The sequence below is a fragment of the Alsobacter sp. KACC 23698 genome (assembly GCF_045348435.1).
In the GTDB taxonomy this organism is placed as follows: Bacteria; Pseudomonadota; Alphaproteobacteria; order Rhizobiales; family Beijerinckiaceae; genus Alsobacter.
Genome location: NZ_CP157484.1, coordinates 4,933,940 through 4,958,357 on the forward strand (window position 1 = coordinate 4,933,940; position 24,418 = coordinate 4,958,357).

At 69.2% G+C, this 24,418-nt stretch carries 22 protein-coding genes; 10 read left to right on the top strand and 12 right to left on the bottom strand.

The genetic code is table 11. The features are described 5' to 3' along the window. Window positions 1-3 precede the first annotated feature (3 nt). Window positions 4-819 (top strand): ABC transporter permease, encoded by an 816-nt coding sequence (locus ABEG18_RS23655; protein ID WP_406855489.1) that lies wholly within the window; start codon window positions 4-6, stop codon window positions 817-819. Here ABEG18_RS23655 and ABEG18_RS23660 read toward each other — a convergent pair whose 3' ends face one another. Continuing rightward, window positions 820-1,182 carry a hydroxyisourate hydrolase gene (locus ABEG18_RS23660; RefSeq protein WP_406855490.1) on the bottom strand — a complete coding sequence of 121 codons (363 nt, stop codon included), beginning with the start codon at window positions 1,180-1,182 and terminating at the stop codon, window positions 820-822. Between the two features lie 107 nt (window positions 1,183-1,289). Between ABEG18_RS23660 and ABEG18_RS23665 the strand changes: the two genes are divergently transcribed. Together ABEG18_RS23665 and ABEG18_RS23670 are read left to right on the top strand one after the other, a co-directional pair. Next, window positions 1,290-2,699 carry an amidase gene (locus ABEG18_RS23665; protein WP_406855491.1) on the top strand — a complete coding sequence of 470 codons (1,410 nt, stop codon included), beginning with the start codon at window positions 1,290-1,292 and terminating at the stop codon, window positions 2,697-2,699. Continuing rightward, window positions 2,696-3,448 (top strand): aspartate/glutamate racemase family protein, encoded by a 753-nt coding sequence (locus tag ABEG18_RS23670; RefSeq protein WP_406855492.1) that lies wholly within the window; start codon window positions 2,696-2,698, stop codon window positions 3,446-3,448. Before ABEG18_RS23665 ends, ABEG18_RS23670 begins: the two co-directional genes overlap by 4 nt. An 18-nt stretch (window positions 3,449-3,466) precedes the next feature. On the opposite strand, the gene ABEG18_RS23675 is transcribed toward ABEG18_RS23670, so the two are convergent. From ABEG18_RS23675 to ABEG18_RS23690, 4 genes are all read right to left on the bottom strand, one after another. Next, the gene (locus tag ABEG18_RS23675; protein ID WP_406855493.1) at window positions 3,467-5,863 is read right to left on the bottom strand and encodes a multiheme c-type cytochrome; all 2,397 of its coding nucleotides are present in this window, start codon (window positions 5,861-5,863) and stop codon (window positions 3,467-3,469) included. Between the two features lie 45 nt (window positions 5,864-5,908). Further along, complete coding sequence (locus tag ABEG18_RS23680; RefSeq protein ID WP_406855494.1) at window positions 5,909-6,694, bottom strand: hypothetical protein; 786 nt, start codon at window positions 6,692-6,694, stop codon at window positions 5,909-5,911. A gap of 161 nt (window positions 6,695-6,855) precedes the next feature. Then, window positions 6,856-7,332 (bottom strand): DUF992 domain-containing protein, encoded by a 477-nt coding sequence (locus ABEG18_RS23685; RefSeq protein ID WP_406855495.1) that lies wholly within the window; start codon window positions 7,330-7,332, stop codon window positions 6,856-6,858. Window positions 7,333-7,425: 93 nt separating this feature from the next. Then, window positions 7,426-8,412 (bottom strand): HAD family hydrolase, encoded by a 987-nt coding sequence (locus tag ABEG18_RS23690; RefSeq protein WP_406855496.1) that lies wholly within the window; start codon window positions 8,410-8,412, stop codon window positions 7,426-7,428. Between the two features lie 205 nt (window positions 8,413-8,617). Here ABEG18_RS23690 and ABEG18_RS23695 point away from each other — a divergent pair, with 205 nt between their 5' ends. Then, window positions 8,618-10,261, top strand: coding sequence for an arylsulfatase (locus ABEG18_RS23695; RefSeq protein ID WP_406858695.1), 1,644 nt, complete (start codon window positions 8,618-8,620; stop codon window positions 10,259-10,261). 72 nt (window positions 10,262-10,333) lie between these two features. Here ABEG18_RS23695 and ABEG18_RS23700 read toward each other — a convergent pair whose 3' ends face one another. Further along, the gene (locus ABEG18_RS23700) at window positions 10,334-12,883 is read right to left on the bottom strand and encodes an arylsulfatase (protein ID WP_406855497.1); all 2,550 of its coding nucleotides are present in this window, start codon (window positions 12,881-12,883) and stop codon (window positions 10,334-10,336) included. Window positions 12,884-13,462: 579 nt separating this feature from the next. On the opposite strand from ABEG18_RS23700, the gene ABEG18_RS23705 reads away from it, so the two are divergent. Both ABEG18_RS23705 and ABEG18_RS23710 read left to right on the top strand, forming a co-directional pair. Further along, window positions 13,463-14,617, top strand: a complete 1,155-nt coding sequence (locus tag ABEG18_RS23705) for a TAXI family TRAP transporter solute-binding subunit (RefSeq protein ID WP_406855498.1) — start codon at window positions 13,463-13,465, stop codon at window positions 14,615-14,617. Window positions 14,618-14,678: 61 nt separating this feature from the next. Beyond that, on the top strand, window positions 14,679-15,353 hold the full coding sequence (locus ABEG18_RS23710) for a LuxR C-terminal-related transcriptional regulator (RefSeq protein ID WP_406855499.1): 675 nt from the start codon (window positions 14,679-14,681) through the stop codon (window positions 15,351-15,353). Here the strand turns inward: ABEG18_RS23710 and ABEG18_RS23715 are convergent. From ABEG18_RS23715 to ABEG18_RS23725, 3 genes are all read right to left on the bottom strand, one after another. Continuing rightward, window positions 15,350-16,699 (bottom strand): HlyD family type I secretion periplasmic adaptor subunit, encoded by a 1,350-nt coding sequence (locus ABEG18_RS23715; RefSeq protein WP_406855500.1) that lies wholly within the window; start codon window positions 16,697-16,699, stop codon window positions 15,350-15,352. The two genes, ABEG18_RS23710 and ABEG18_RS23715, sit on opposite strands and share 4 nt — an antisense overlap. After that, on the bottom strand, window positions 16,696-18,546 hold the full coding sequence (locus tag ABEG18_RS23720) for a type I secretion system permease/ATPase (RefSeq protein WP_406855501.1): 1,851 nt from the start codon (window positions 18,544-18,546) through the stop codon (window positions 16,696-16,698). The genes ABEG18_RS23715 and ABEG18_RS23720 overlap by 4 nt, the downstream gene beginning before the upstream one ends. Before the next feature lie 73 nt (window positions 18,547-18,619). Next, window positions 18,620-19,126, bottom strand: coding sequence for a hypothetical protein (locus ABEG18_RS23725; RefSeq protein ID WP_406855502.1), 507 nt, complete (start codon window positions 19,124-19,126; stop codon window positions 18,620-18,622). A gap of 351 nt (window positions 19,127-19,477) precedes the next feature. Between ABEG18_RS23725 and ABEG18_RS23730 the strand changes: the two genes are divergently transcribed. Together ABEG18_RS23730 and ABEG18_RS23735 are read left to right on the top strand one after the other, a co-directional pair. After that, on the top strand, window positions 19,478-20,335 hold the full coding sequence (locus ABEG18_RS23730; RefSeq protein ID WP_406855503.1) for a hypothetical protein: 858 nt from the start codon (window positions 19,478-19,480) through the stop codon (window positions 20,333-20,335). A gap of 111 nt (window positions 20,336-20,446) precedes the next feature. Continuing rightward, entirely contained in the window at window positions 20,447-20,641 is a 195-nt protein-coding gene (locus ABEG18_RS23735; protein WP_406855504.1) for a hypothetical protein, read from the top strand. 34 nt (window positions 20,642-20,675) lie between these two features. On the opposite strand, the gene ABEG18_RS23740 is transcribed toward ABEG18_RS23735, so the two are convergent. Continuing rightward, on the bottom strand, window positions 20,676-20,891 hold the full coding sequence (locus tag ABEG18_RS23740) for a hypothetical protein (protein ID WP_406855505.1): 216 nt from the start codon (window positions 20,889-20,891) through the stop codon (window positions 20,676-20,678). Window positions 20,892-21,104: 213 nt separating this feature from the next. On the opposite strand from ABEG18_RS23740, the gene ABEG18_RS23745 reads away from it, so the two are divergent. Both ABEG18_RS23745 and ABEG18_RS23750 read left to right on the top strand, forming a co-directional pair. Continuing rightward, window positions 21,105-21,539, top strand: coding sequence for a DUF2721 domain-containing protein (locus ABEG18_RS23745; RefSeq protein WP_406855506.1), 435 nt, complete (start codon window positions 21,105-21,107; stop codon window positions 21,537-21,539). Window positions 21,540-21,677: 138 nt separating this feature from the next. Further along, a complete protein-coding gene (locus ABEG18_RS23750; RefSeq protein WP_406855507.1) occupies window positions 21,678-21,887 on the top strand; it encodes a hypothetical protein in 210 nt (69 codons plus the stop codon). A gap of 6 nt (window positions 21,888-21,893) precedes the next feature. Here the strand turns inward: ABEG18_RS23750 and ABEG18_RS23755 are convergent, their stop codons facing one another. Then, window positions 21,894-23,096, bottom strand: coding sequence for a mandelate racemase/muconate lactonizing enzyme family protein (locus ABEG18_RS23755; RefSeq protein ID WP_406855508.1), 1,203 nt, complete (start codon window positions 23,094-23,096; stop codon window positions 21,894-21,896). A 33-nt stretch (window positions 23,097-23,129) separates the two neighbouring features. Next, entirely contained in the window at window positions 23,130-24,353 is a 1,224-nt protein-coding gene (locus ABEG18_RS23760) for a mandelate racemase/muconate lactonizing enzyme family protein (protein WP_406855509.1), read from the bottom strand. Window positions 24,354-24,418 lie beyond the last annotated feature (65 nt).

Consider the following 24,418-nt stretch of genomic DNA (forward strand, 5'->3'; position numbering starts at 1 on the left):
CGCATGGCCCAACGCCGCATCACCGCCGAGACGATGAGCTTCAACGTCGTCATGACCGCCATGGCGATCATCGCCCTGATCGTGCTGGTCGCGCCGACGCTGGTCGTGCTGATCGTGTCGTTCACGAGCGGCTTTTCGCTGCGCTTTCCCCCGCAGGGCTACTCGCTGCGCTGGTACGTGGCCCTGCTGGACGCCTGGCAGCTGCATTTCGCCGCCCGCAACAGCCTGATGGTGGCCACATGGGCCACCGGCCTTTCCGTTGTGCTGGGCGTCGCGGCGGCGCTCGGGATCGCGCGGTCGAAGACGCTGAGCGCCCGCCTGCTCGACAGCGTGTTCATGTCGCCGCTGGTCCTGCCCGCGCTCGCCTTTGGCCTGGCGGGGCTGATGTTCTTCAGCCTCATCGGCCTGCCAGTGTCGCCGCTGACGCTCGTCATCGGCCACACGGTCGTGTGCGTGCCGTTTGTGGTGCGCAACACCGTGGCGGCTCTGGCGCAGCTCGAGCCATCTCTGCTGGAATGCTCGGCCAGCCTCGGCGCCAGCCGCGCCTACACGTTCCGGCGCGTCACGCTGCCGCTGATCCGCCCCGGCATCCTGGCCGGAGGCTTCATCGCCTTCATGTCCTCGTTCGACAATGTGCCGGTGTCGCTCTTCCTGCGCGACGCCGCGACCGACATGCTGCCCATCCGCATGTGGCAGGATCTGGAGGGCAAGCTGGACGTCACCATCGCGGCGCTGTCGGGCGTGCTCATCGTCCTGACGGTGGCGATCATGATCGTGATGGAGCACGTGACCGGCCTGTCGCGCCGGCTGGCGTCCTGATCAGACGCCTCGGAACAGGGACACGCCCCACGGCGTGAACTTCAAGGGGAGATGATAGTGCTCGTCGATGCGCGTCACCACGAACCGGAACGGCAGGACGTTCATGAAGCCGGCCTCCGCCTCGCTGTAGCCGTTGGCGCGCATCCAGTCGCCCAGGTGGAACAGGCACTCGTAGGGCCCCGCTTCCACGCCTTCGCCCCGCACGACCGGATGGTCGAGCGCCCCGTGGGGGCCGAGCGCGCCCTCGGCGACCTTGCGGCGTTCCGCATCGGCGGATCCGCAAGCGTAGAGCTCGACGAAGAGGCCGGTCGCCGGCACGCCTTTGGCGATGTCGACCCCGTGCAGGGAAATTCCGCCCGCCATCCCGATGCATCCTTTCACGCGTCGACGGCATGCTAGCCTCGGCGTGACGGTCTCGCTATGGCGAAGCTTACGGATGCCACGCAATCAACGATCACCGGAGCGACGCCATGAGCAGCCGATCCGCCGCTGCGACAGTCGAGATGGTTCGACGCCGGTCGGCTTCCGCCGTCGAGATGGCGGAGCAGGCCATCCGCCGCATCACGGACCGCGCTGATCTGAACGCCGTCGTGGATTTCGACCCCGAGGAAGGCCTCCGCCGCGCCCAGGCTGTGGATCGGCGCCTGGCGGACGGCGAGGCTCTGCCGCTGGCTGGCCTTCCAGTGGTGGTGAAGGACAATATCTGGGTGGCGGGTCGCCGCGTCACCCAGGGCTCGCTGCTGTTCCGGGATTTCGTACCTGATCGAAGCGCCGTCGTCGTGGAGCGGCTGGAGCGCGCCGGAGCGGTGATCGTCGGCATGGGCAACACGCCCGAATTCGCCTGCAAGGGCCAGACGACGAACCGCGTCTATGGGGCCACGCGCCATCCCGCCGACCCGGCGCTCACGCCCGGCGGCTCTTCGGGCGGATCGGCCGTGGCTGTCGCGGCCGGGCTGGTCCCGGCGGCGATCGGGACGGATGGGGGCGGCTCAGGCCGGCGCCCGCCCGCCCATGTGGGCGTCGTCGGCTTCAAGCCGTCCTTCGGCGCCCTGCCCTATGGGCCGGGCTTTCCCGAACCGTTCACCGGGATCGCCACCATCGCGCCCATCGCCCGGACCGTGACCGACACGGAGCTGCTGTTCGAGGCGCTGGTCGGGCCGGACCTGCGCGATCCCGACAGTGCGCCTCTCGCCGGCGACAGGGCCGGCGACGCCAGGGCGTTGCGCATCGGCGTGTCTCCCCGGTTCGGCTTCAATGCTCCGGTGGACGACGTCGTGGCCGCCGCCTTCGCGGCGGTCGTCGACGCGCTGGATGGAGCGGGGTACCGGCTGATCGACCAGGATCCCGCATGGCCTGCGGCTGCGACCGAGGAGGCGTTGATGCCGCTGCAGCACGCCGGCCTCGCCGCGATCCATGGAGCCGCGTTCCGCGCCACGCCGGACCTGTTCGACCCGGACGTCGCAGCCCAGATCGAGCGCGGCTTCGCCTATGATGGGCCGGCGGTCGCTCGCGCGCGCTGGCTGAGCCACGATATCGCCCGCGCCGCCGCGGCGTGCTTTGGCGACGTCGACTTCCTGATCGGGCCGACCGTCCCCTGCGCGGCGTGGGCGATCGAACGGCTCGGGCCGGAAACCATCGGCGGCGCGCCCGTCGCTCCGCGCGCCCACGCGGTGTTCACGCCCTTCTTCAACCACGCGCTGACGCCGGCCATCTCGATCCCCATGGGCCGGACGCCCGCTGGTCTGCCGCTCGGGCTGCAGATCGTCGGCGCGCGCGGCCAGGACCGGCGCGTGCTGCAGGTCGCCGCCGCGTTCGAGCGAATTCTCGCCGACGCGGGGTTGTGGGCGGGGCTGCCGGTCGAGGAGCACGGACGCGCATGAACATCCTGCTGCTCAATCCCAACACCACGCAGGCGCTCACCGACCGGATGGCGCGCGTCGCGTCTGCCGCCGCCTCGGCCGGAACCCGGATCGAGCCCGTAACGGCGACCCGGGGCGTGCCCTACATCTCCACCCGCGCCGAGGCGCAGATCGCCGGGGCGATCGCGCTGGAGATCCTGGCCGAAAGGCGCGCGGCCGTCGACGGCGTGATCATGGCCGCTTTCGGCGATCCGGGGCTCGGCGCGGCGCGGGAGATGCTGGAGATCCCCGTGGTGGGCATGGCCGAAGCCGCCATGTTGACCGCCTGCATGCTGGGTCGCCGCTTCGCGATCGTCACCTTCGCGCGGGCGCTCGAGCCTTGGTTCCAGGAATGCGTGGAGGCCAACGGCCTTGCGCATCGCTGCGCCGGCGTCCAGTGCGCGACGGGCGCATTCTCCAGCATCGACGCCGTCCAGGCCGAGATGGAGGAGCGGCTGGTCGAGACGGCGCTCGCCTGCCTGGACGCCCTGCGGCCGGACGTGATCATCCTCGCCGGGGCCCCCCTGTCGGGGCTGGCGCCCGTCATCCGGGACCGCGTGCCGGTTCCGCTCGTGGATGGGGTCGTGGCCGCCGTGAAGCAGATCGAAGGGCTCGTGGCGCAAAAGCCGCGCAAGGCCCAGGCCGGCTCGTTCCGCAAGCCCGCCGGAAAGATGTCCCAGGGGCTGGCTCCCGCGCTCGCGCAGTGGCTGCGGGACGACCGGCCAGCTTGAGGCCGACCATCGCTGGCTTCAGGGCCCCGAAGGGCGCGCCAGGGCGGCGGCCAGGCGGGCGATCTCGGCGTCGTCGGGGCGCATCGCAGCGAGGCGGGGAGCCAGCGCGGCGGCCGCTGCCCGGTCGCCCCGGCGGAGCGCGTCCGCCAGCACGGCCGACAGCAGGTCGACGTCCCAGGGGTGGTCCGCCAAGGCTTTCGCCAGCAGCTCCCGGCCCTGCTGCGCCCGGCCGACGGACGTCAGCGCGACCGCATGCACATAGGCGAAGCGCGCGTCGTCGGGCTGCAGCGCGGTCGCGCGGGCGAACATGTCCAGGGCCTCGGGATAGCGCTTCTGGCGCACCAGCGACAGACCGAGCGCATGCGCGACGCCAGCCGAATCGGGCGATGCGCGGAGCGCGCTCCGCAAGGTCTGCTCGACCTGCGCCTCACGGCCCGAAGTCCTGTAGAGATCGGACAGGTTCACCGCCAGCTCGGCCGCGGAGGGGTCGTTGGTCAACCCCTCGAGAAGCTCGCGCTCGGCCTCCGCGGCCCGGCCCCGCTGCTGCAGGAACGCCGCCAGGGCGGAGCGGTGCTCGGACCGGTCGGCGTTCAGACGATGCGACGCCTCGAATTCGGCGAAGGCCTTCTCCAGGGCGGCCTGTTCGGCCGGAGAGGCCGAGCCGGGCGGGACGCCGGCCAGCAGCCGGGCGGCTTCCACCCGCACGGCGAGCACCGGGTCCGCCGCGAGCGGCAGGAGCATCCGCCACAGCTGATCCGCGGGGCCGCGGGCGAGGCTGCGCATCGCCGCGATGCGCGCCAGAGGCGCAGGATCCGCGAGGCCTTGTTGGGCGGCGGCCTGGGCGGCGATGCTCGGGAAGCGACCGAGCTCGTCCTGGGCCGTGGCCCGCGCGACCGCCGGGACGGCGGGGTCGCCGGCGAGACGAATGAGGGCGTCGCGGGCGCCCGGATCCCCCCGACGCGCGAGCGCGAAGGGCTCGCCCCAGGTCTGCAGCCCCTTGCGCGTGGGACCGCGCCAGCTCTTAACTGAGTCAGCGGCCCATTGGGCCGACCGATCCGCATGGCAGGCGCCGCAGGCGTTGGGCGCGCCGGTCCGGTCGGACAGGTCCGGTCTCGGCGTGCGGAAGCTGTGGTCGTGCCGGCGGTCCACGACCATGTAGGTCTTGGCCGGCATGTGGCAGGACACGCAGTCGGGCGCGTTCGGGCCGGGCGCATGGCCGGTATGGGCCCGGTCGGCGAAACGGTCCGGCTGATGGCACTGTCCGCAGACGGCCGCCCCCGCCGCCTTCAGGGCGCCGCTGTGGGGATCGTGGCAATCGCCGCAGACCACGCCCTTGGCGTACATCAGGCTCTGCTTGAACGCATGGTCGTTAAAGACCTCGTCGCGCATCTGACCATCCGCCTCGAACAGCCCCTCCGAAAGCAGCACCGGCATGTGGGTGTCTTCCAGCGGCCGGCCGGGACGCCAGTCTTCCGAGAGCAGGCCCCGCCGGGAATGGCAGCGGGCGCAGGTCTCCACCTCGTCGCCGGCCGGCCGCGGCGCGCCGTGGGCCGGGCTCCCGGTCGCCGGATCGGGCGTCCAGTCCGGCTGGGGGCGACGCGCCGCCGTGGCGGCGAAGCCCTTGAGCGGGTTGGGCGCGGTCGCGCCGCCGGCGGCCCACGCGACATGCCCGGCGCCCGCGCCATGGCAGGCCTCGCAGCCCACGCTGATTTCCGAATAGGTGGTCTTGTACGCGTTCTTGGCGGGGTCGTAGCCCTTGCGGAACGCCGTCGAGTGGCATTCGCCGCACATCAGGTTCCAGGTCTGGAGCGCCCGGGTCCAGTGCAGCGGATCGCCCGGCGGCGCCGGCTGGTGGCCATAGACGTGGAACCAGCGCTGCCCCCCGCTCTCGCGCGGCCTGGCATCCCAGGCCCAGGGCAGCGCCTGGAGGCGGCCGCCCGAGAACTCGACCAGGTACTGCTGCAGCGGGTCGACGCCGAACGTGTAGCGCACCTCGTAGCTGGCGAGCGCGCCGTCCTGGCCCTCGGTCTCCACCAAGAAGCGGTCGCCGTCCCGGTAGAACCGGCCATGCGCGCCATGGTTCTCGACCCGTGCGCCGGAGAAGTCACCCTTCACGGTGGCCGGCTCGGCGGGCGCCATGGCGGCGGCGTGCTGCGAGCCGGCCCAGGCCTTGGCCTCCCGTTCATGGCACGAGGCGCAGCGCTGCGACCCGACATGGTCGGCCGGCGCGTCGGGCGTCAGGACGCCGGCCCATGACGACGACGCGGCCGAGGGAGGCGCGGCGGACGTCCATGCCGAAAAGGACGCCAGGATCGCGAAGGCCGCGAGCGAGGCCAGGACCGCGCCCAGGAGGCCCGCGAAAGGTCGCGGCCTCGCCGGCCGGCGATCCGGACGCCCCTCGTTCACAGGTCCCACCCGGGAAGTCCTCCCTGCGCGACCCGCAACGGAGCCGCGCGGCTTTCAGAAATGGACGCTGAGGCCGGTGAACACCCCATGCAGCGTGGTGCGGTAGACGAAGCCGCCCTTGTCGTAGTCGGTGTAGAGGGCGCGGTAGCCCACCGAGGTGGACAGCGTCTCCGTCCATTTGTAGCCCACGGCCAGGAAGCCCTGTGTGGTGATCCGCGACCCGACGCCGAAGCCGCCGATGTCCGCGATGGCGTTCATATACCAGTGCTTGTCGAAGGCGTAGGTGGCCGAGAGGCCGACGAGCGGATCCACCCACTCCTTGGACCCCGAGGCGGACAGGTCGAGCGCCGGAATCACGCCGGAATGGCGGATATCGGCGCTCAGCCGCTGGGCCCTGGCGCCGGCGAGCACGCGCACGTCCAGGTCGGGAGAGCCGATCGGAATCCGATAGCCCACATAGCCGGCCAGCAGGCCGAGGGTCTGCTCATAGTCGAGCTGGCCGCCGAAGCGGTTCGTGCGGTTCGCGCCGAGCTTTGACCACACCACGTCGCCAAGGAACATCCAGGTGTCGTTCCGGGCCTGGAACGCGCCCATGAAGACGCCCTTGAGGTGGTCGAGGATCTGGTCGAACCCGACATTCACCCCGATGGGACGCCGGTAACGCAGGCCCACGTCGCCGTCCAGCGCGGTGGCCCAGCCGTAGACGGTGGCCTGGAAGGCCCAGGACGGAAGCGGCGCGATCGGCGCAGGCTCGACGCGGGACGGGAGGTCCGCGCCCAGCGCCGCGCCGCTCGCCGCCAGTCCCGCAGCCAGGCATGCGCCCAGTAACCGCTTCTTCATGTCGAGCCCCCGCTCTTTCGCCATCCAGATCCAGAGTGTGCAGAACATTGACACAACCTGGAAGCGTAGAATGCTACTTGCGCGACCCACGAACGTCATTCTTCCGGACTGTCGAGCGAAGGCCACAGGCGCGGTGCGTCGTGCCGTTCAGTAGGCCCCCGTCACGGCGCGGCGGCCAGCGTCACCTGGGTCACGCCTCCGGCGATGTTGAGGCCCGTCATCCCTTCCACCGAGAGAGGCTGCAGGGAGAACGCCCGTCCGGTTCCGCCCACCAGCAGGTTGGCGCCGATGCCGACGCCGGCGGCCGCCTGCACGCCGACGCCCGCATAGGACCCCGCCAGGGCGCCCATCGGGAACCCCCGGTCGGCCGCGATCACGCCCCAGATGAGATGGCCTGCCGCCACCTCGCCGATCGCGACCCCGTAGTCGGTGATCTGCCCGGTGTAGAGGTCGGCGGGTCCGCCATTGTCCGGCCGGAACACGCAGTGCAGGCGCTGCTTCTGCATGAGGATCATCCCGACCCCGGCCGAGACGTCGCAGGACAGCGTCCCGACTTTCGATCCCGACTGGGCCCAGGCGGGGGCCGCGAGGGCCAGTCCCGCGCCGATCGCGGCGATCCTGATGAACGGTTTGAGCACAGCGCATTCTCCTGTCTGTTGAGAGGCGGGCGCGTCGCCAGGCGAGGCGCCGTCGGGTGCCCGCGCGTCAGGCGCACGGGAGGCGGGGGCCGGTCATGGCTTCGCGGCGAAGATCCTGGCCCAGTCGTCCTTCATGCTCACGACCGCCCAGCCATTGGCCTTGGCCGCGTCGAGGGCCCTGTCCAGCCGGCCGAACGGCGAGGCCCGGTCATAGGCGTATTCGCGCTCGCCATCGTCGTGATGGATGATGACGCCGAGCCCGCGGCGGCCGCTCCTGGTCGCCCATTGCAGCATCTGGAGGTCGCCGTCCGAGTTGCCGAACGCCGCGATCGGCCGCGCGCCGACGGCGGCGTTGATGCCGACGGGCTTGCCCGGGCCGTCGTCGATGAAATTGACCTCGGGCAGGCGGAACAGTTCGGGACGCCCGTCCCTCATCTCGAACCGGGTCTTGATGCTGGAGCCAACCACCCGCTGGGGCGGCACGCCATAGACGCGGTCCATCCACGGCCGCATGAACTCCACGCCGCCGCCCGACACGATGTACACCGTGAAGCCGTTGCTCCTCAGATACGCCATGGCCTCCAGCATCGGCTGGTAGGCCAGATCGGTGTAGGGGCGCTGGAAGCGCGGATGCCGGGCCTTGGCCAGCCAGTCCTGCACGATGGCGGCGAATTGGTCATTCGTCATTCCGGCGTGGGTGGCCCCGACGATCTGCGCCAGTCCGCGCTCGCCGGCGGCTCCGAGCGCTTTCAGGTCTCCCTCGAGGACGGCCTTGAAGGGCTGCTGGGTTTTCCATTCGGGATGCATGGGGACGAGGGCCTTCGCGCGGTCCAGCGCGAAGGCCAGCTGCGTATACATCGGCAGTTCGGGCCACAGCGTTCCGTCATTGTCGAAGGTCGCGATGCGGTCGGCGGGCGCGACGAAATCCGGCGACCCGGGCGTGGTCACGGCCGTGACGAAGGAGACGATCGCGGACTTGGCCGGGCTCTCCTTCCAGGTCCCGAGGGCGTCCGGACCTTGCGCGACCGCAGGGAGGGCCGCCGCCAGGGCGACCAGCATCAGCACAAGCTTCTTCAGCATAGAACAAGCGCCCCCGAGCGAACACATCATCTGCAAAGATGACTCAGTCTATTTTTGGTCAGCAACTTTACAGTCCACGATCACATCATTCTATGATGTAGGTCAGTTTCTCGACGACCTCCTGAGGCGAAGATGCCGGACGGCTCGCGAATGGGCCTTTGCCGTGCTCTGGAGGACGTCCATGGAAAGAATTGTCTTGAGCTCGATGGTCGGGGTCGCCGCGGGGGCGGCCATGCTGGCCATCCCCGGCGGGGCCATCGCCCAGCAAAACCAGCCCAAACCCAACATCCTCTTCATCGTGTCGGACGACACCGGATATGGGGACCTGGGACCCTATGGCGGCGGCGAGGGCCGCGGCATGCCCACCCCCAGCATCGACCGGCTGGCCAACGAGGGGATGACGTTCTTCTCGTTCTACGCCCAGCCGAGTTGCACGCCGGGCCGCGCCGCCATGCAGACCGGGCGCATTCCTAACCGCAGCGGCATGACGACCGTGGCCTTCCAGGGCGAGGGCGGCGGCCTGCCGGCGGCGGAGTGGACGTTGGCCTCCGTGCTGAAGCAGGGCGGCTACAAGACCTATTTCACCGGCAAGTGGCACCTGGGCGAGGCGGACTACGCGCTGCCGACAGCCCAGGGTTACGACGTGATGAAGTATACGGGGCTCTATCACCTGAACGCCTACACGTATGGCGACCCGACCTGGTTCCCGGACATGGATCCGGAGCTGCGGGAGATGTTCAACCGCGTGACGAAGGGGTCGCTGTCAGGCAGGGCCGGCGAGAAGCCGGTCGAGGACTTCAAGATCAACGGCCAGTACGTCGACACTCCGGTCGTCGACGGTAAGCCCGGCGTGGTCGGCATTCCGTTCTTCGACGGCTATGTGGAGAAGGCCGCGCTCGAATTCCTCGATGACGCGTCCAAGACGCCGAACCAGCCGTTCTACATCAACGTGAACTTCATGAAGGTTCACCAGCCGAACCTGCCGGCGCCGGAGTTCGAGCACAAGTCGATGTCCAAGACGAAATACGCCGACAGCGTGGTGGAGCTCGACACCCGCATCGGCCGGATCATGGAGAAGCTCCGCGCCACCGGCTTGGACAAGAATACGCTGGTCTTCTACACCACCGACAACGGCGCCTGGCAGGACGTGTATCCGGACGCGGGCTACACTCCGTTCCGCGGCACCAAGGGCACCGTGCGCGAGGGCGGCAACCGCGTGCCGGCCATCGCCGTGTGGCCCGGCAAGATCAAGCCGCAGGCCAAGAGCCACGACATCGTCGGCGGCCTCGACCTGATGGCCACCTTCGCCAACGCCGCCGGCGTCAAGCTGCCGGAGAAAGACCGCGAGGGCCAGCCCATCGTCTTCGACAGCTACGACATGACGCCTGTGCTCACCGGCGCCGGCAAGTCCGGCCGCAACAACTGGTTCTACTTCACCGAGAACGAGCTGACCCCCGGCGCCGCGCGCGTCGGTCACTACAAGGCCGTGTTCAACCTGCGCGGCGACGACGGCGCCTCGACCGGCGGTATGGCGGTCGACACCAATCTCGGATGGAAGGGCGCGGAGAAATACGTCGCGATCGTCCCGCAGGTCTTCGACATCTGGCAGGACCCGCAGGAGCGCTATGACATCTTCATGAACAACTACACCGAGCGCACCTGGACGATGGTCACCATCAGCGCCGAGATCAAGAAGCTGATGGAGACCTACATCAAGTACCCGCCGCGCAAGCTCCAGAGCATGGGCTACGACGGACCCATCGAGATTTCGAAGTACCAGAAATTCCAGTGGGTCCGCGAGCAACTCGCCAAGGAGGGCGTCAATATCCCGTTGCCGACAGGCAACTGACGAGCCTGCAGCAGAACCAAGGGACCGAAGGGGCTGGAGACAGCCCCTTCTCTTTTGGCCCGACCGCCGGCGCTATTGCGGGGCGGGCTGCATGTGGCGAATGGGCCGGCCGTCCACGGCGACCGCCTCGTTCGCCTCGAGCTTCTGAACGTCCGCCTGCGACAGCGTGGGCCGATCGATCTTGACCGTGAGCTTTTCGAGCTTGGCGGTGAGCGTGAAGGGCGGCCGATAATCGGCGTCGTTCACGCCGGTCAAGGTGTCGGAGCCGATGTCGAAGCTCTCGTCCCACTGCAGGATCATCGGCAATGTCCGCGGCATCTGCTGGGACGCCACCACCTTGCCGTCGACCTTGAGCACGCCCGTGCCGGACCGGCCCAGCCCGCTCATATTGTTGAAGGCGAGCGTGCCGGCGCCGAGCCCGTCATAGTGGAAGTCGAACTCGACGACGTGCTTGCCGGGCGCGAGCGCGTCCGGGCCTTCCCACTTGACCCGTTTCAGGTCGATGAGATTCCAGAGGAACACCGGCTTGCCCTTGAGGAGGTAGAAGCCGTAGCCGGCGAACCGGCCGCCCGAAGTGAGGATCATGCCTTCTGCGCCGCCCTGGGGCACGTCGATCGCCGCCGTGATCGTGTAGGAGGCGTTGAGGAGCGACGGCGAGTCGCCCTGGGGCAGCCCGACCATCGGTTGCGTGTAGGTGAACTCGGAGCGCCCGGCCGTGATGTTGGGGCGCGGCGCGACGATGCGGGCCGCCACGGACGCGTCCATCGGGAAGACCTGGTACATCTTCGCCTGGGCGATGAACATCTCCTTCATCTGCTTGACCTTGTCGGGGTTCGCCGCCGCGATGTTCCGGGACTGGCTGAAGTCCGTGTTCAGGTCGTACAGTTCGAGCACCTGGTTGTTGAGCGGGTCGGTGTTGGCGGCTCCGAAGGCCTCCCACGGCGCCCGGTTCACCTGCGTGCTGAGCAGCCATCCTTCGTGATACAGGGCCCATTGCCCCATCATCTCGAAATACTGCGTCTTGTGGCGTGATGGCTCCTTCGCGTTCGCCTTGTCGAACGTGTAGGCGAGGCTGGTCCCCTCGATCGGCGCCTGCTTAATGCCGTCCACCATGTCGGGCGCCGGGATGCCGGACACCTCCAGGATGGTGGGGACGATGTCGACGACGTGGGTGAACTGCTCGCGCAGGCCGCCCTTGTCCTTGATGCGCGCCGGCCAGGAGACAGCCATGTTCTGGCGGATGCCGCCGAGCCTCGATGCGTTTTGCTTGAACCAGGTGAACGGCGTATCGAAGGCCCAGGACCAGCCGGCCGACATGTGGTTGTAGGTCTGCTCCGTCCCCCAGACGTCGTACCACTTCATCTGTTCCTCGACGGGCATCTGGTTGACGCCGTTGAAGAACGCGACCTCGTTGGGCGTGCCCAGCGGTCCGCCTTCGGCGCTCGTCCCGTTGTCGCCGTTGATGTAGATGATCAGCGTGTTGTCGAGCTTGCCCATGTCCTGGATGGCCTGGACCACGCGCCCGATCTCGTGGTCGTTGTAGGCGCCATAGGCGGCGAACACCTCGGCTTGCCGGATGAAGAGCCTCTTTTCGACGTCCGTCAGGTCGTCCCAGTTCTTCAGGACGCTGGTGGGCCACGGCTCCAGCTGCGTGTCCTGCGGGATGACGCCGAGCGATTTCTGTTGCGCGAAGATCTTGTCGCGCAGCTTGTTCCAGCCCTCGTCGAAGAGGTGCAGCTGTCTGATCTTGTCGACCCACTCCTGGGTCGGGTGGTGGGGCGCATGCGTCGCGCCCGGGGCGTATTTCATGAAGAAGGGCTTGTCGGGAACGGTCTGGTTGAGGCGGTTCAGATAGGCGATGGCGTCGTCGGCCATCCCGGTGACCAGGTTCCAGCTGGGCTTGCCCTCGAAGGGGTAGATCTGGGTCGTGTTGCGGAACAGGTTCGGCTGCCACTGGTTGGCGTCGCCGCCCACGAAGCCGTAGAAATACTCGAAGCCCATGCCGGTGGGCCACAGGTCGAACGGCCCGATCGCGCTGGCCTCGAAGGCCGGCGTGTTGTGGTCCTTGCCGAACCACGACGTGGCGTAGCCGTTCTCAAGCAGAATGCGCCCGATCGTGGCCTTGTCCTTGCCGATGATGCTGTTGTAGCCGGGGAAGCCGGTGGACTGCTCCGAAATCACGCCGAAGCCGACCGAATGATGGTTCCTGCCCGTGATCAGCGCGGCGCGCGTCGGCGAGCACAGGGCGGTCGAATGGATGTTGTTGTAGCGCAGGCCGTCCTGGGCGATGCGATCCAGCGTCGGCGTGGGAATGACGCCCCCGAACGTGCTGGGCACGCCGAACCCGGCGTCGTCCGTGATGATCAGCAGCACGTTGGGCGCGCCTTGCGGCGGGACGATCCGTGGCGCCCACCATGGCTTGGAGGTCAGCGCGTCATTGGTGATGACGCCGCCGAATTTGGGGTCGGGGGCCGGAAGCTGCCGTCCGTCGATCACGACCGTCGCGCCCGGCGACCCTGGCGCGCCCTGGGCCTGCTGCGCCGCGGCCGGGGCGACGCAAGCCGCCGCGCCAAGCACCGCAAGCGCCAGAGCCCAATCGCCGAACCCTGCGTTCCGCCTCATGGTGAACCTCCCTCCAGAGCGTCGTCCGACCCGGGATGGCGCGATGCATGCGCCAACGCTCGGCGAAACAGATGAGAAAGCAACCGCAGACGACTTGCGGTTGAGCAGCCCAGGTTAACATCCAGCCCCGGTCGCATTCTTGATCGACATCAACTCAACGCTCGTTTGAGCTGCAGAGATCAGCGATACAGCCCATACGGGCCTTGCCATGGCGAAGCCATGATTTCGCCTTGATTGCCTCGATTTTGATGAAATCTCAAGAAAGACGGGTCTATTTGCTCAAAGGCGCACAGTCGAGTGCGGTCGACCTCGCGGCGTTGCTTCGGCCAAAAGAGGAAGCGAACTTTCTGATCGAGGAATCACATCGCCGCGAGACAGCAATTTGATCCCGTTTAACTCAAATTTTACGGAAACCGTTCGACTTTACAGAACAGGCGCGACCCGCCTGACGAGTTCTGCCCAGAAGGACAGCGCTTCAGCTCTTCCGCCTGGAAGGCGACGCTCCGCCCGGCGGCTTACGCGCACAAGGTTGCGGGACGCCGCCCGAACGCACGATCCGCAGCGCTTGGAGGACGTGGCTTGACACTCCTGACGTTCGTGACGCGCCGGCAATCCACCGCATTCGCGATCGCGCTGGGCGTCGCGGCCGCGAGCTGCACCCGCAGCCCGCCCCCGGCGGCCTGGCCGCTGCCGCCCCGCCGGCCCGAGACGCCTCACCCGAACCGGCCGCGGATCGCTGCGGCCTCGGCGAACGGCGAGAGGGCTGCCGCGCTGGCGCAGGTCGAGCCGGCGCCGCGCCCGGCCGCCGAGGCCGCGCCTGCTCCTCCGCGGGCTTTCGGCATCGCCTCGCGCGAGCGGAGCGGCAGCTTCTGGCGCCTGGTCGCGGACCTCGACGAGGTCCTCGCCCGGGACGACCTGCGGGTGAAGCCCATCACGACGAGAGGTCCCGTCCAGGCCCTGCGGGAGCTGATCCGCAACTCCGGCGTGGACGCCGCCATCGTGCAGGTCGACGCCCTTCAGGCGTTTCGCGGCTCCCTGCGGGGCCGCCTCAGCCAGGACCGGCTCAGATATGTCGCGCGACTCTATGACGAGGACGCGCATCTCGTGGCGAGGCGGGAGATCGGCGACGTTCGCCAGCTTGCCGGCAAGAGGGTCGACGTGTTCGCGCACGGCAGCGGGAGCCATGTCACCGGCGCCTCCGTGTTCCGGCGGCTGGGGATCGCGCCGGTCTGGACCTTCCATGGCGAACTCTCGGCCTCCAAGCTTCTGGCCGCCGGGAAGGCGGACGCCGTGTTCATCGTCTCGCAGCGCCCCTCGATGCCCGTCCTGGAGCTGCCCGACGGCGTCGGCCGCCTCCTGCCGATCGACTGGCGCGACGGCTTCGCGGAGGCCTACCGCCGCGCCGCTCTGACCAGCGACGATTATCCGAACCTGCTGGCGCCGTCGGAGCGCGTCGACACCGTGGCGGTCAGCACCGTCCTGGCCATGTGCGACTGGCCCTTGCGATCGCCCGAATACAGCCGGTCCGCGCAGTTCCTGTCGGCCTTCTATGGCCGCCTCGGCGACCTGCGGGGCCCTGGCCGCCATTTCGACTGGGGCCCGGTCGACGCCAGCCCGGGCGCCGGCGGCTGGACGCGGCTCACCTTGGCGGAGCTGCTCGATCCGCGATCGGGAACCGGACCGGAGGGCCGGCCCGCGCCGCCCGCCGGAGCCGTGCGCCCGACCGTTCCGTGAGCGGCGGCGCCCCGGCGCCGATCCGCCGCTATGCACCGAATCGGCCACTGGAGGGGATGGGATGGACGACTTTGGAGAGCGAAGTTCAGCGGAGGAGTTTCCGATCGTGCTGGTGGTCGAGCGCAACATGCTGCTGCGGACCTGCCTGGCGCGGCTTCTGCGGCAGCAGCTCACACGCTACGACATCCAGGAAGCGTGTTCGGCCGAGGATTTCGTCGACCTGGCCGAGAAGGACGTCAGGCTCGTGACCCTCGACATCGAGGACCGGCGCGCGGCCGACCTCACCGTGCGACGCGAGATCGAGCAGGCGCGGGACTGCTTTCCGCAAGCCGCCATCGCGGTGTTCAGCAACCACGACGACAGCGCGTCCGTCCAGGCGCTGATGCAATGCGGGGTTCGCGGCTTCCTGCCCACCTTCATCCCGTTCGACGTGGCGGTGGCGGCGCTGCGCCTCGTCCTGGCCGGAGGCGCCTACTGCCCGGCGCCGCCGCCGCTCGACGCGCCCGCTTCTCCCGACCATCTCGCCGACCACTCCCCGGCGCGGCTGACGCCGCGCGAGAAGGCCGTCCTGGCCCTCATGGAGCTGGGCCATCCCAACAAGATCATCGCCGCCAAGCTCGAATTGGCCGAGAACACGGTGAAGATGCACGTGCAGCACATCATGCGGAAGCTCGGGGCCAAGACGCGCACCGAAGCCGTCTTTGTCTGCAACAACCGCCGGGTCACGCTCTCCTAGTCTTCCCGGAAGGCAGTGTGGAAGCTGTCCAGGAGAGGCTGCAGCGCGTAGAGCGCCACGGTGCTGCGGCCCGTGTGGACGAAGACGCGCGCCGGCATCCCGGGCGCCATGGCGCTGACCGCGGAGGCGTCAGCGCCGCGCTCGTCGACCGCGATCCTGGCCGAGTAGTAGGGCTGGTCTGTCCGCTTGTCCAAGAGCCGGTCGGCCGAGATCGTCACGACCCGGCCTTTGAGCGGCCGGACCTTCTTGGGGTTGAACGGCAGGAGCGTGATCTCCGCCTCCGCGCCTTCATGGACGACGTCGATGTCCTCGGGCCTCAGGCGCGCCATCACGACCAGGCGATCCTGACGGGGCACGAGGTCGAGGACCGGGGCGCCGGCCGCGATGACGCCGCCCGGAGTGTGCACGCGCAGGTCCGTCACGACCCCCGCCTCCGGCGCCCTGACCTCGTTGCGCGAGAGCTGCTCGGCCGTGGCGTGGATGGCGTCGCCCAGCGTGAGGATCTGGTTCTGCGTCTCGCGCAGCGACTGGACCACCTCGTTCTGGTGATCGTTGGTCAGCTTGACCAACGTGGCCTTCGCCTCGCTGATCACCTGGTGCGCCCGGGAGATCTGCGACGCGAGCTCGCCCTGGCGCCCGTCGATCTCGGCGGCCTCCCTCTGCAGCGACAGCAGCCGGGGCCGCCGCTCCAGGCCCTTGTCGACCAGCGCGGACACCGCCGAGGACTCCTGGCGGGCGATCTCGGCGCGTTTGGCCGCCGCAGCGGCCTGCGCGCTGAGCCCGGTGATCTCCTTCTCCACCTGGGCGATGCGCTCGTGGATCACCGCGCGCTGCGATTGCAGCACGTCCCGCCGGGCCTCGAAGATCTCGCGATGGCCCTGGATCACGGTGGCCAAGGTCCCGCCGCCGCCGGCGGCGCTTTGGAGGTCGGGCGGCAAGGCGATGGCGTCGCGTCCGTCCCGCTCGGCGAGGAGCCGGGCCTCGCGGGCGACGGCGTCCCAATACTGGCCTTCGAGGCTGGCCAGTCGCGAGCGGGTGCGGGTGGAGTCCATGCGCAGCAACGACTGGCCGGCCCGAACGCTGTCGCCGTCCTTCACCAGGATCTCCTGAATGACGCCGCCTTCGAGATGCTGGATCGTTTTGCGGCTCGTCTCCGCCTCCAGGACGCCCGAGGCGACGGCCGCGCTCTCGAGCGGGGCGAAGATCGACCAGATTCCGAGCCCGAGCACGAAGCCGAAGGTCAGGACATTGCCGGCGATCGCCACTTCGCGCAGCTGCGGCCCTTCGCACTGCGCCGCGCGCAGGCGCCCCGCCAGGTCTTCCAGACGTCGCATGAGCTGCTTCACGACGGTGATCCTTTCTCGCCGCGGTCGTCGCCGCCCCAACCAGGCCTGGCCTTGCGCAGCCCGCCCGGCCGGCGGGGCAAGGCGTCGTGACCCTCCGCTGGGGCCCGGACGACGCGGCGGCCGACGGGCTGGGGGCTCAGATAATGGTCGGAGACCTCGCGGGTCGGCCCAAAGGCGCTGACCGAGCCGTGGTTGAGGATCAGGATCTTGTCGGTGACGGCGAGTAGGCCGGTGCGATGGGTCGTCACCACCACCATTCCGTTCGCCGCCTTGATCTTGGCGATCGCCTCCGCGAGGATTCGCTCTCCGACGCAGTCCAGGCAGGCGTTCGGCTCGTCCAGCACGACCAGCCTCGGCCGCCCGAAAAAGGCGCGCGCCAGCCCCAGGCGCTGACGGTGGCCGCGCAGCAGGATGAGGCCGCCATGGACGGCGTCGGTGTCGTAGCCGTCCGGCAGCCGGGCGATCGTGTCATGCAGTCCGACCAGCCGTGCGGCCTCGACCACGTCGTCGAGATCGGCGTCGTCCTGGCCGCTGATGACCTGCTTGAGGGATCCGCCGACGAGATCGACCTCCTGCGGAAGGTATCCGACGCAGCGCGCGCTTTCCGCCGCCGGCAGGCATGACGGGTCGGGTTCCTCCAGCAGGATCTGGCCCTGGTCCGGCGCGTGCACCCCCGCGATCAGCTGGCTGAGCATGGACTTTCCGGCTCCCGAAAGGCCGATCACGCCCAGGCACTCGCCTGGCGCGAGGTCGAACGAGACGTCTCGCAGCACGCTCCGCGCGGCGCCGGGCGGCGCGAACCGGACGTTCTCGACGAACAGGCGCCCCTTTGCGTCGCCCGGCTCCCGGAGCAAGAGATGCAGGTCCGCCGGGCGAGCGGCCGCCGTCCCGGCGCTCCAGGCCAGGACGTCGGCGATGCGCCGATAGGCCGCCAGCGCCGCATCCAGCGCCTTCCAGCTCGTGGCCAGGCCCTGGAGCGGCGCGAGACAGCGGCCGAAGAGCAGGCTGGACGCGAAGATGATGGCGGGGCTCCGGTCCTCATGCAGGACCAGCCCCGTCGCGACCGCCATCACGGCGATCTGCGCCACGCCCCGGAACGGCGTCGTCAGCAGCATCATGATCTCGGCGCGGCGGCGCCCGTCCTCGCGGTCCTGCGCCGCGGTCGACGCCTCGTCCATCGCCAGCCGCGCGGCGAGCTGCGCCGTTCCGGCGGCGCGCAGCGCGGAAAGCTGCGGCGCGGCGGCCGCGAGGCGGGCGGAGCTCCGGGCGTAACCCTCGGCCGCGCGCGCGGCCGAATCCCCCACGACCGTCTCGCCGGCGAGGGCCGCGCCGAAGACCAGGACCGCGCTCAGCGCCCCGATCGCGCCCAGCAAAGGATGGACCAGAAACAGAAGGATCAGGAACAGCGGCGCCCAGACCACGTCGAACAGGAGCGGGCAGGCGCTCGAGCCGAGGAAATGGCGCAGCATCCCGGCGTCCCGGTAGGCCGCCGCGGCCTGGCCGGCGAGCCGCGGGTCGCCGCAGTCCAGCGTCGCCGTCAACAGGGGCGGCCGCAGGCGGTCCTCCAGCCAGCCCCCGATCCGGCCGAGCGCGATCCTGCGCAGCGCATCCAGCAGCGAGCCGACCATCACCGCGAACGCTACGATCAGGGCCAGCATTACGAGCGTATCCATGCTGCGGCTGGACAGCACCCTGTCGTAAATCTGGAGCAAGAAGAGCGGCGGAGCGAGAAGCAGGAGATTGTGGCCGCAGCTATACGCGAAGGCCAGCCCCAGAGCGGGGCCGGCTCGCCGCCAGGCCTCGTGGAGGGGATGGGTCTGGGTCTGCGAAATCGACGTCCTGCGCATGGCGACCGCCCCCAGGGTCCGGCGAGGCTGTCCGGCCGGCGGAACCAGGCCGCCGGCCGGCCGTCAGTCCCTTTCAGGCCAGCGGCATGTCGTGGCCGAAATCGAATCCGGGATACGAGTCAGAGTGCACGAGCGCGAAGCTCACGTCGCCGCCGCCCGCGTAATTGTGGTCGCCGCCGTCGCCGCCGATGCCGGCCTTCTGGACCGAGCTCTGGTCGAACTTGACCCAGTTCTCCTGCGTGGCGTCCGTATTGGCCGTGACCTTGGACGTGTCATGGCCGCTGCTGGACTTCTGCGAGCCGTTGGAGGTCGCGTCGGCGCTGGCGTGGTCCTTGCCCGAACCGTGAACCTTGGCCCCGCCCGCGTCCCAGCCTGCTTTTTGCGAGACGTGGTCACCTGTCTTCACGGTCACGTCCGCCCCGTAGGCCTTGTTCACGGGGTCGAACGACGCCGTCTGCGTGTTGGACAGGTCGCCCTTGTTGTACCCGTCGCCGCCATTGCCGGCGCTGTTGCCGCCGGTGCTGATGGACTTGAACGCGATGACGTCTGAGGCGCTGGAGAATGGGGAAACGCTCTTCATTGCAGGCTCCTCACTGATGTTGACAGCGACCCTGGCAGGGAAGCCGTGCGATGGACTCTGCGCGCCAGGCGGTTGCTGGAGCTAGACGGCTATACGGGCGTCGCCTGATGGGGTGTGTTGCGCTGGCCTCCGGCGCTGCTGCGAACAGCGCGCGACGCGGCCTATTCTCGGGGGCCCTGCTCGCGCCGGGACCCGCCCTCGCCCTGGCGGCCGGGCGCGGGGTCCGGACGCCCCCCTTCGAAGGGATGTCATCGTCTCCGGCGGGCAGGCCACCCGAATTCCAGACTGGGGATTCCTCCCGCCGCCAGCGACAATGAAGGCCGCGCACAGCTGCAGGCGGGAGCCAGAACCATGGTCAGGATCATGAGCACGACGGGCGCGAACGGCGCCGGTAATGGCGGCGGCGGCGCGTTCTGGGGCTCCCTCACGCATTCGGCCACCGCCGTGTTTGCGCCCGTCAACATCGCGGTGGCGGGCGTCGGCGCCCACGCGCTGGCGCGGCAGGACAACAGCGTCGCCTTCCAGCAAGGGGCCGTGCAGAAGGCCGGGATCGGCGGCCACGGCGGGTCCGGCGACTCCGCCTTCGGGGGCGGGCAATCCTTCGTCGCCTGGGAGGGGCGGCATTATGTGGATGGGGTCAAGGCGCATCACTACCCTTTCGGGCCTGATGCGGGCTTCGCCACCGGGGGCAACGAGGCCGGCGTCGGCGGGACGGGCTCCTTCTACGGCGCGATCACGCACCAGACCTTCGCGCTCTACAGCCCCATCAACATCGCCATTTCGGCCGCCGGGTCCGCCGCCACGGCGGTGCAGACAAACGACGTCGCCTTCCACCAGGGCGCCGTCCAGATCGCCGGCGTCGGGGGCGCGGGCGGGAATGGCGACACGGCCGCCGGCGGCGACATCCTGTCCCATGGCGCAGGCGTGACCGGTTCCGGCGCGGTCTCGACCGGCGGCAACCACGCCGGCGGGGGCGGAGACGGCTTCGCGTTCGGATCGCTGTTCGACATGGACGTGGCCGTCTACGCGCCCATCAACATCGCGATCTCAGGCGTTCACGCCTCGGCTGCAGCCCTCCAGCTCAACGACGTCCTCTTTGACCAGGGATCGATCCAGATCGCCGGGATCGGCGGAGACGGCGGCCATGGGAACTCCTCGTTCGGCGGCCACCTCCTGCAGCTCCTGGAGGACTTCCACATCCTGGCGTGACCGTCGGCATCCCGTTCCGGTCGGCGTTGTGCGGCGTCGCACGCCCGATCGGGCGCGCCTGGACGAAGCTGGAGCCGACGCCTTCCCCTCATGGCGTCAGGGAGAAAGACGATGCTTGACCAGCTCATCAGCGCCAGCGAGGCCCTTCGCGGCCACGATCTCCTGGCCCTCATGCCGGCAGGCTGCCGCTGTCCCGAGTGCGGCGAGACCAGGATGGTCGCCTCTCCGGCGCCCCTGCGCTGCGCCAGCTGCTCGGCCGAGATGACCGTGATGGACGGCCCGGAGCCCGCCCCGTCCCAGGCGTGAGATCCTGCGAGCGGGCGCGCAGCCGGATGCCGGCTCAGTCGTTCCTGTGACGCTCGACGCATTGGTCGATGAAGGCCTGCCGTTTTCTGGCCCAGGCCCGCGCCGCCTTGTTGTAGCCCAGGCTCCTCGGCTCGGACTGCTGGAGCTCCGGATTCTGCGAGGCCCTCTGGATGCACTTCTCCAGCCGCGGCCGGGCGAGAGCCGAAAGCGGGGCGGTCGCCAGAACCGCGGCAAGCAAGACCCTGATCATTGCGTCTGTCTCCCGCGCGGCGGTGAATGGCCGCCTCGAACCGGCGCCCATCCCTGCAACGCGCGGGACCGCCGACGGATGCGCTCCCCCCGGACTGGCCCGGATCACGATCGCAGGACGGAAGGGCGCCCGAACGGGGCGGCGTTCCGGGCTGGTGAAGCTCACGGCTGGCGCCTATGCTTCGTCGTCGCCTCAGAAGGCCACGGAGCCGCCGTGCTAGAGTTCATTCCGGACGTCCAGCGGCTGACCAACATCTTCGCCCAGGCGACCGCGCCGACCTTTTTCCTGGGGGCGGTCGCGGGCTTCGTGTCGTTGATGTCGAGCCGCCTGGCGGCGATCACCGCCCGCATGCAGAAGCTGAACGGCATCAAGGATGACGACGAGCGCCGCCTCAAGCTGAAGCGCGACATCGTCCGGCTGAGGCGCCGGGCCCGGCTTCTGAACGGCGGGATCGCCTCGTCGCTGGTGGCGGGCATCTGCGCCACCGGGCTCCTGGTCATCCTGTTCGCGAGCGAATTCTTCGGCCTTCGCTACGCCTACGGGGCGGGCTTCCTGTTCGCCTGCGCGACGTTCGCGCTTGGCGTCGGCCTGGTCCGTTTCTTCCAGGAGACCAGAATGGGCCTGAGCGAGGCGGACGAATACGAATAGCGAGCCGGGCTGGACAAGGCCGGTTCGGTGCGGGAAGAACGCGGCTCGCCCTCAGGATCGTCCGATGCCCGTGACCGCCATTCCACTCTGCATCCCGAGCCGCCAGCGCTTCGGCGAGGCCGCGACGAGGGCCAGCACATGAGCCGCCGGGCGCCCGGCGGCCCTGTCCGGCGCCGCAAATTCAAGGTGCGGATGCCGGGCGCGACGGCCCAGAAGCCCGAGCAGCCGGACGCTCCGTCGCACCCGGCCGACGAGGCCGAGGACGAGGAGCGCGCCGCGAACTATCTCGAAGAGGAAGCGCAACGGCCCTTTACGCCGGAGGTGTACCTGATCAAGCGGCCGCGCTGAGCAGCTTCAGACGTAGCCCGTCGAGCCGTCCGGCCGCACCGGCACCTTGCGGCTCCAGTTCACGTAGTCTTCGGTGCCCAGCAGCTCCTCGTCCATCTCGACGCCCCAGCCGGGACGGTCCGGACGCAACTCCAGGTAGCCGTCCTTCGGCAGGTAAGGGTCCTTCACATACCAGGCGCCCTGCAGCTTCTGCTCGCTGCTCGGCGCTTCGCCGCCGCCCGTGCCGAACACGTAGCCGGGCCCGTGCGGCAGCCGGTATTCGAGGATGCGGAAATTCGGCTGCGCGGCGCAGAAGTGCACGTTCACGGCCGAGGCCAGCGGCCCCATCGGGTTGTGCGGCGCGACCGTGACGTAGTGCGCCTCCGCGATGGCGGCGATCTTGCGCATCTCCAGCAGCCCGCCCACCACGCAGATGTCGGGCTGGATGATGTCGGCCCCGCGCACCTGCAGAAGCCGCAGGAACTCGAAGCGGCTGTAGAGCGACTCGCCTGTCGCCAGCGTGCAGGTGAGCCCGCGCTTCAGTTCGCCCCAGGCTTCGAAGTTCTCCGGGCGGATCGGCTCCTCGAAGAACAGCGGGTCATAGGGCGCCAGCGCGTTGCCGAGCTGGATGGCCTGCTGCGGCTCGAAGATCTTGGCGTGGGCGTCGAACGCGATCTCGTAATCGTTGCGCACCGTCTCGCGCACCTGCCGGAAATACTCCGCGCTGGTGCGCACCACCTCGCCCCACCGGTTACGGTGGATGTCGATGCGATACGGGCTGAGCTTGAAGGCCGTGATGCCCCATTGCTCGTTCAGGCTGTCGAGCTGCTCGCGCGCCGCGCCGGGGTCCGGCGCGGTGTAGACGCCCGCATAGACCCGCACCTTGTCGCGGGCGTTGCCGCCCAAGAGCATGTAGACCGGCACGCCCAGCGCCTTGGCGGAGATGTCCCAGAGGCAATGGTCGATGGCCGAGATCGCGGCGAGACCCAGCGCGCCCGGCGGGAAGCGCGTCTGCTGCATCAGCTTCATGACGATGTATTCGATCCGCCGCGGGTCGTCGCCGCGGATGAAGTCCATCAGGTAGTCGAGCAGCGGCAGCAGCGCCTTGTCGGGCCCGTGGTTGTAGCACTCGCCCCAGCCGGTCAGTCCGTCGTCGGTGTCGATCGCGATCACGACGCGCGGCCGGTCCTTGTCGCGCGACATGAAGGCGCGCAGGCGTTCGATCTTCATGGGGGGTCGTTCCTCGCTTGTGTTCGTCAGGGCTCAATCCGGGCGGAAGTGCCGCCCGCGCCGCAGCCGCGTCTGCACGTAGACGTGTTCGTCGAAGGTGCCGGGCGCGTAGGACGTGGTGTCCTTGCCGATGGGCACCGAGAGGTTCTGGCTGCTGGGGAACTGCGCCACGAACGCCTCGTCGATGTCGACGCCGAGCCCGGGCGCGTCCGGAACCTTGAGGTAGCCGTCCACCTGCTGCGGGTGGGGGATCACCGTGCGGGCGCGCCCGTCCCAGTCGTCCTCGATCCGCTCGAGGATCAGCGCATTGGGGATGGCGGCCATGACGTGCAGCGCCGCGTATTCGGCCACCGGGCCGAGCGAGCCCGAGTGGGGCGCCATCATGATGTGATGCGCCTCCGCCATGGCGGCGATCTTCTTCATTTGCGTGATGCCGCCGGCCCGGCCGGTATCCGGCTGCGCGACGTCCACGAGATCGTGCTCGATCAGCTCGCGCAGTCCGAAGATCGTGGATGAACGCTCGCCGGCGGCCAGCGGCACATGGGCGGCGTCGCGGATGCGGCGATAACCGTCGAGGTTCTCGGGCGCGATCGGATCCTCGATCCACATCAGGTCGTAGGGCTCCAGCGCCCGCGCGAGCCGGGCGGCGTCGCCGGGCGTCATCCAGGGCGGGCCATGGAGGTCGATCATCAGGTCCATCTCGTCGCCGATCGCGTCGCGCAACCCGGCGACCTTGCGCACCGGGTCCGAGACGCCGCCGCATTTGATGGCCGTGATCCCGCGCTCCTTCAGGCTCAGCGCGACCTCCGGCGTGTTGGCGTGCGCGTAGATGCGGATGCGGTTGCGCACCTTGCCGCCAAGGAGGTTCCACACCGGCACGCCGAGCGCCTTGCCCTTGATGTCCCACAGCGCCATGTCGACGCCCGTCATGGCCCCGGCCCCGACCGTTCCGGTCATGCCGTGGCCCATGATGGCGATCTGCATCTTCTGCCAGAGCCGCTCGATATGGGTCGGGTCCTCGCCCACCAGCAGCGCCCGCAGGTCCCGGACGGCCGTCTCGATCACGCGCGGCCAGCCCGAGCACTCGCCGATGCCGGTGATCCCCTGGTCCGTGTACACCTTCACGAACAGCCAGTTGCGCGTGCCCGTGAGGTTGCCCGAATAGCTCTGCGTGCCGAACGAGCCATCCGCCGCCCAGCTCTTCAAGTTGGGCGCGCCCGCGTGCATCAGGAAGGTTTTGACGTCGGTGATCTTCACGTGCGGGTTTCCCCCTGCTTGGGTTCGAACAAACGAGCCGTCATCTCCGGCCGGAGCCCCGAAGG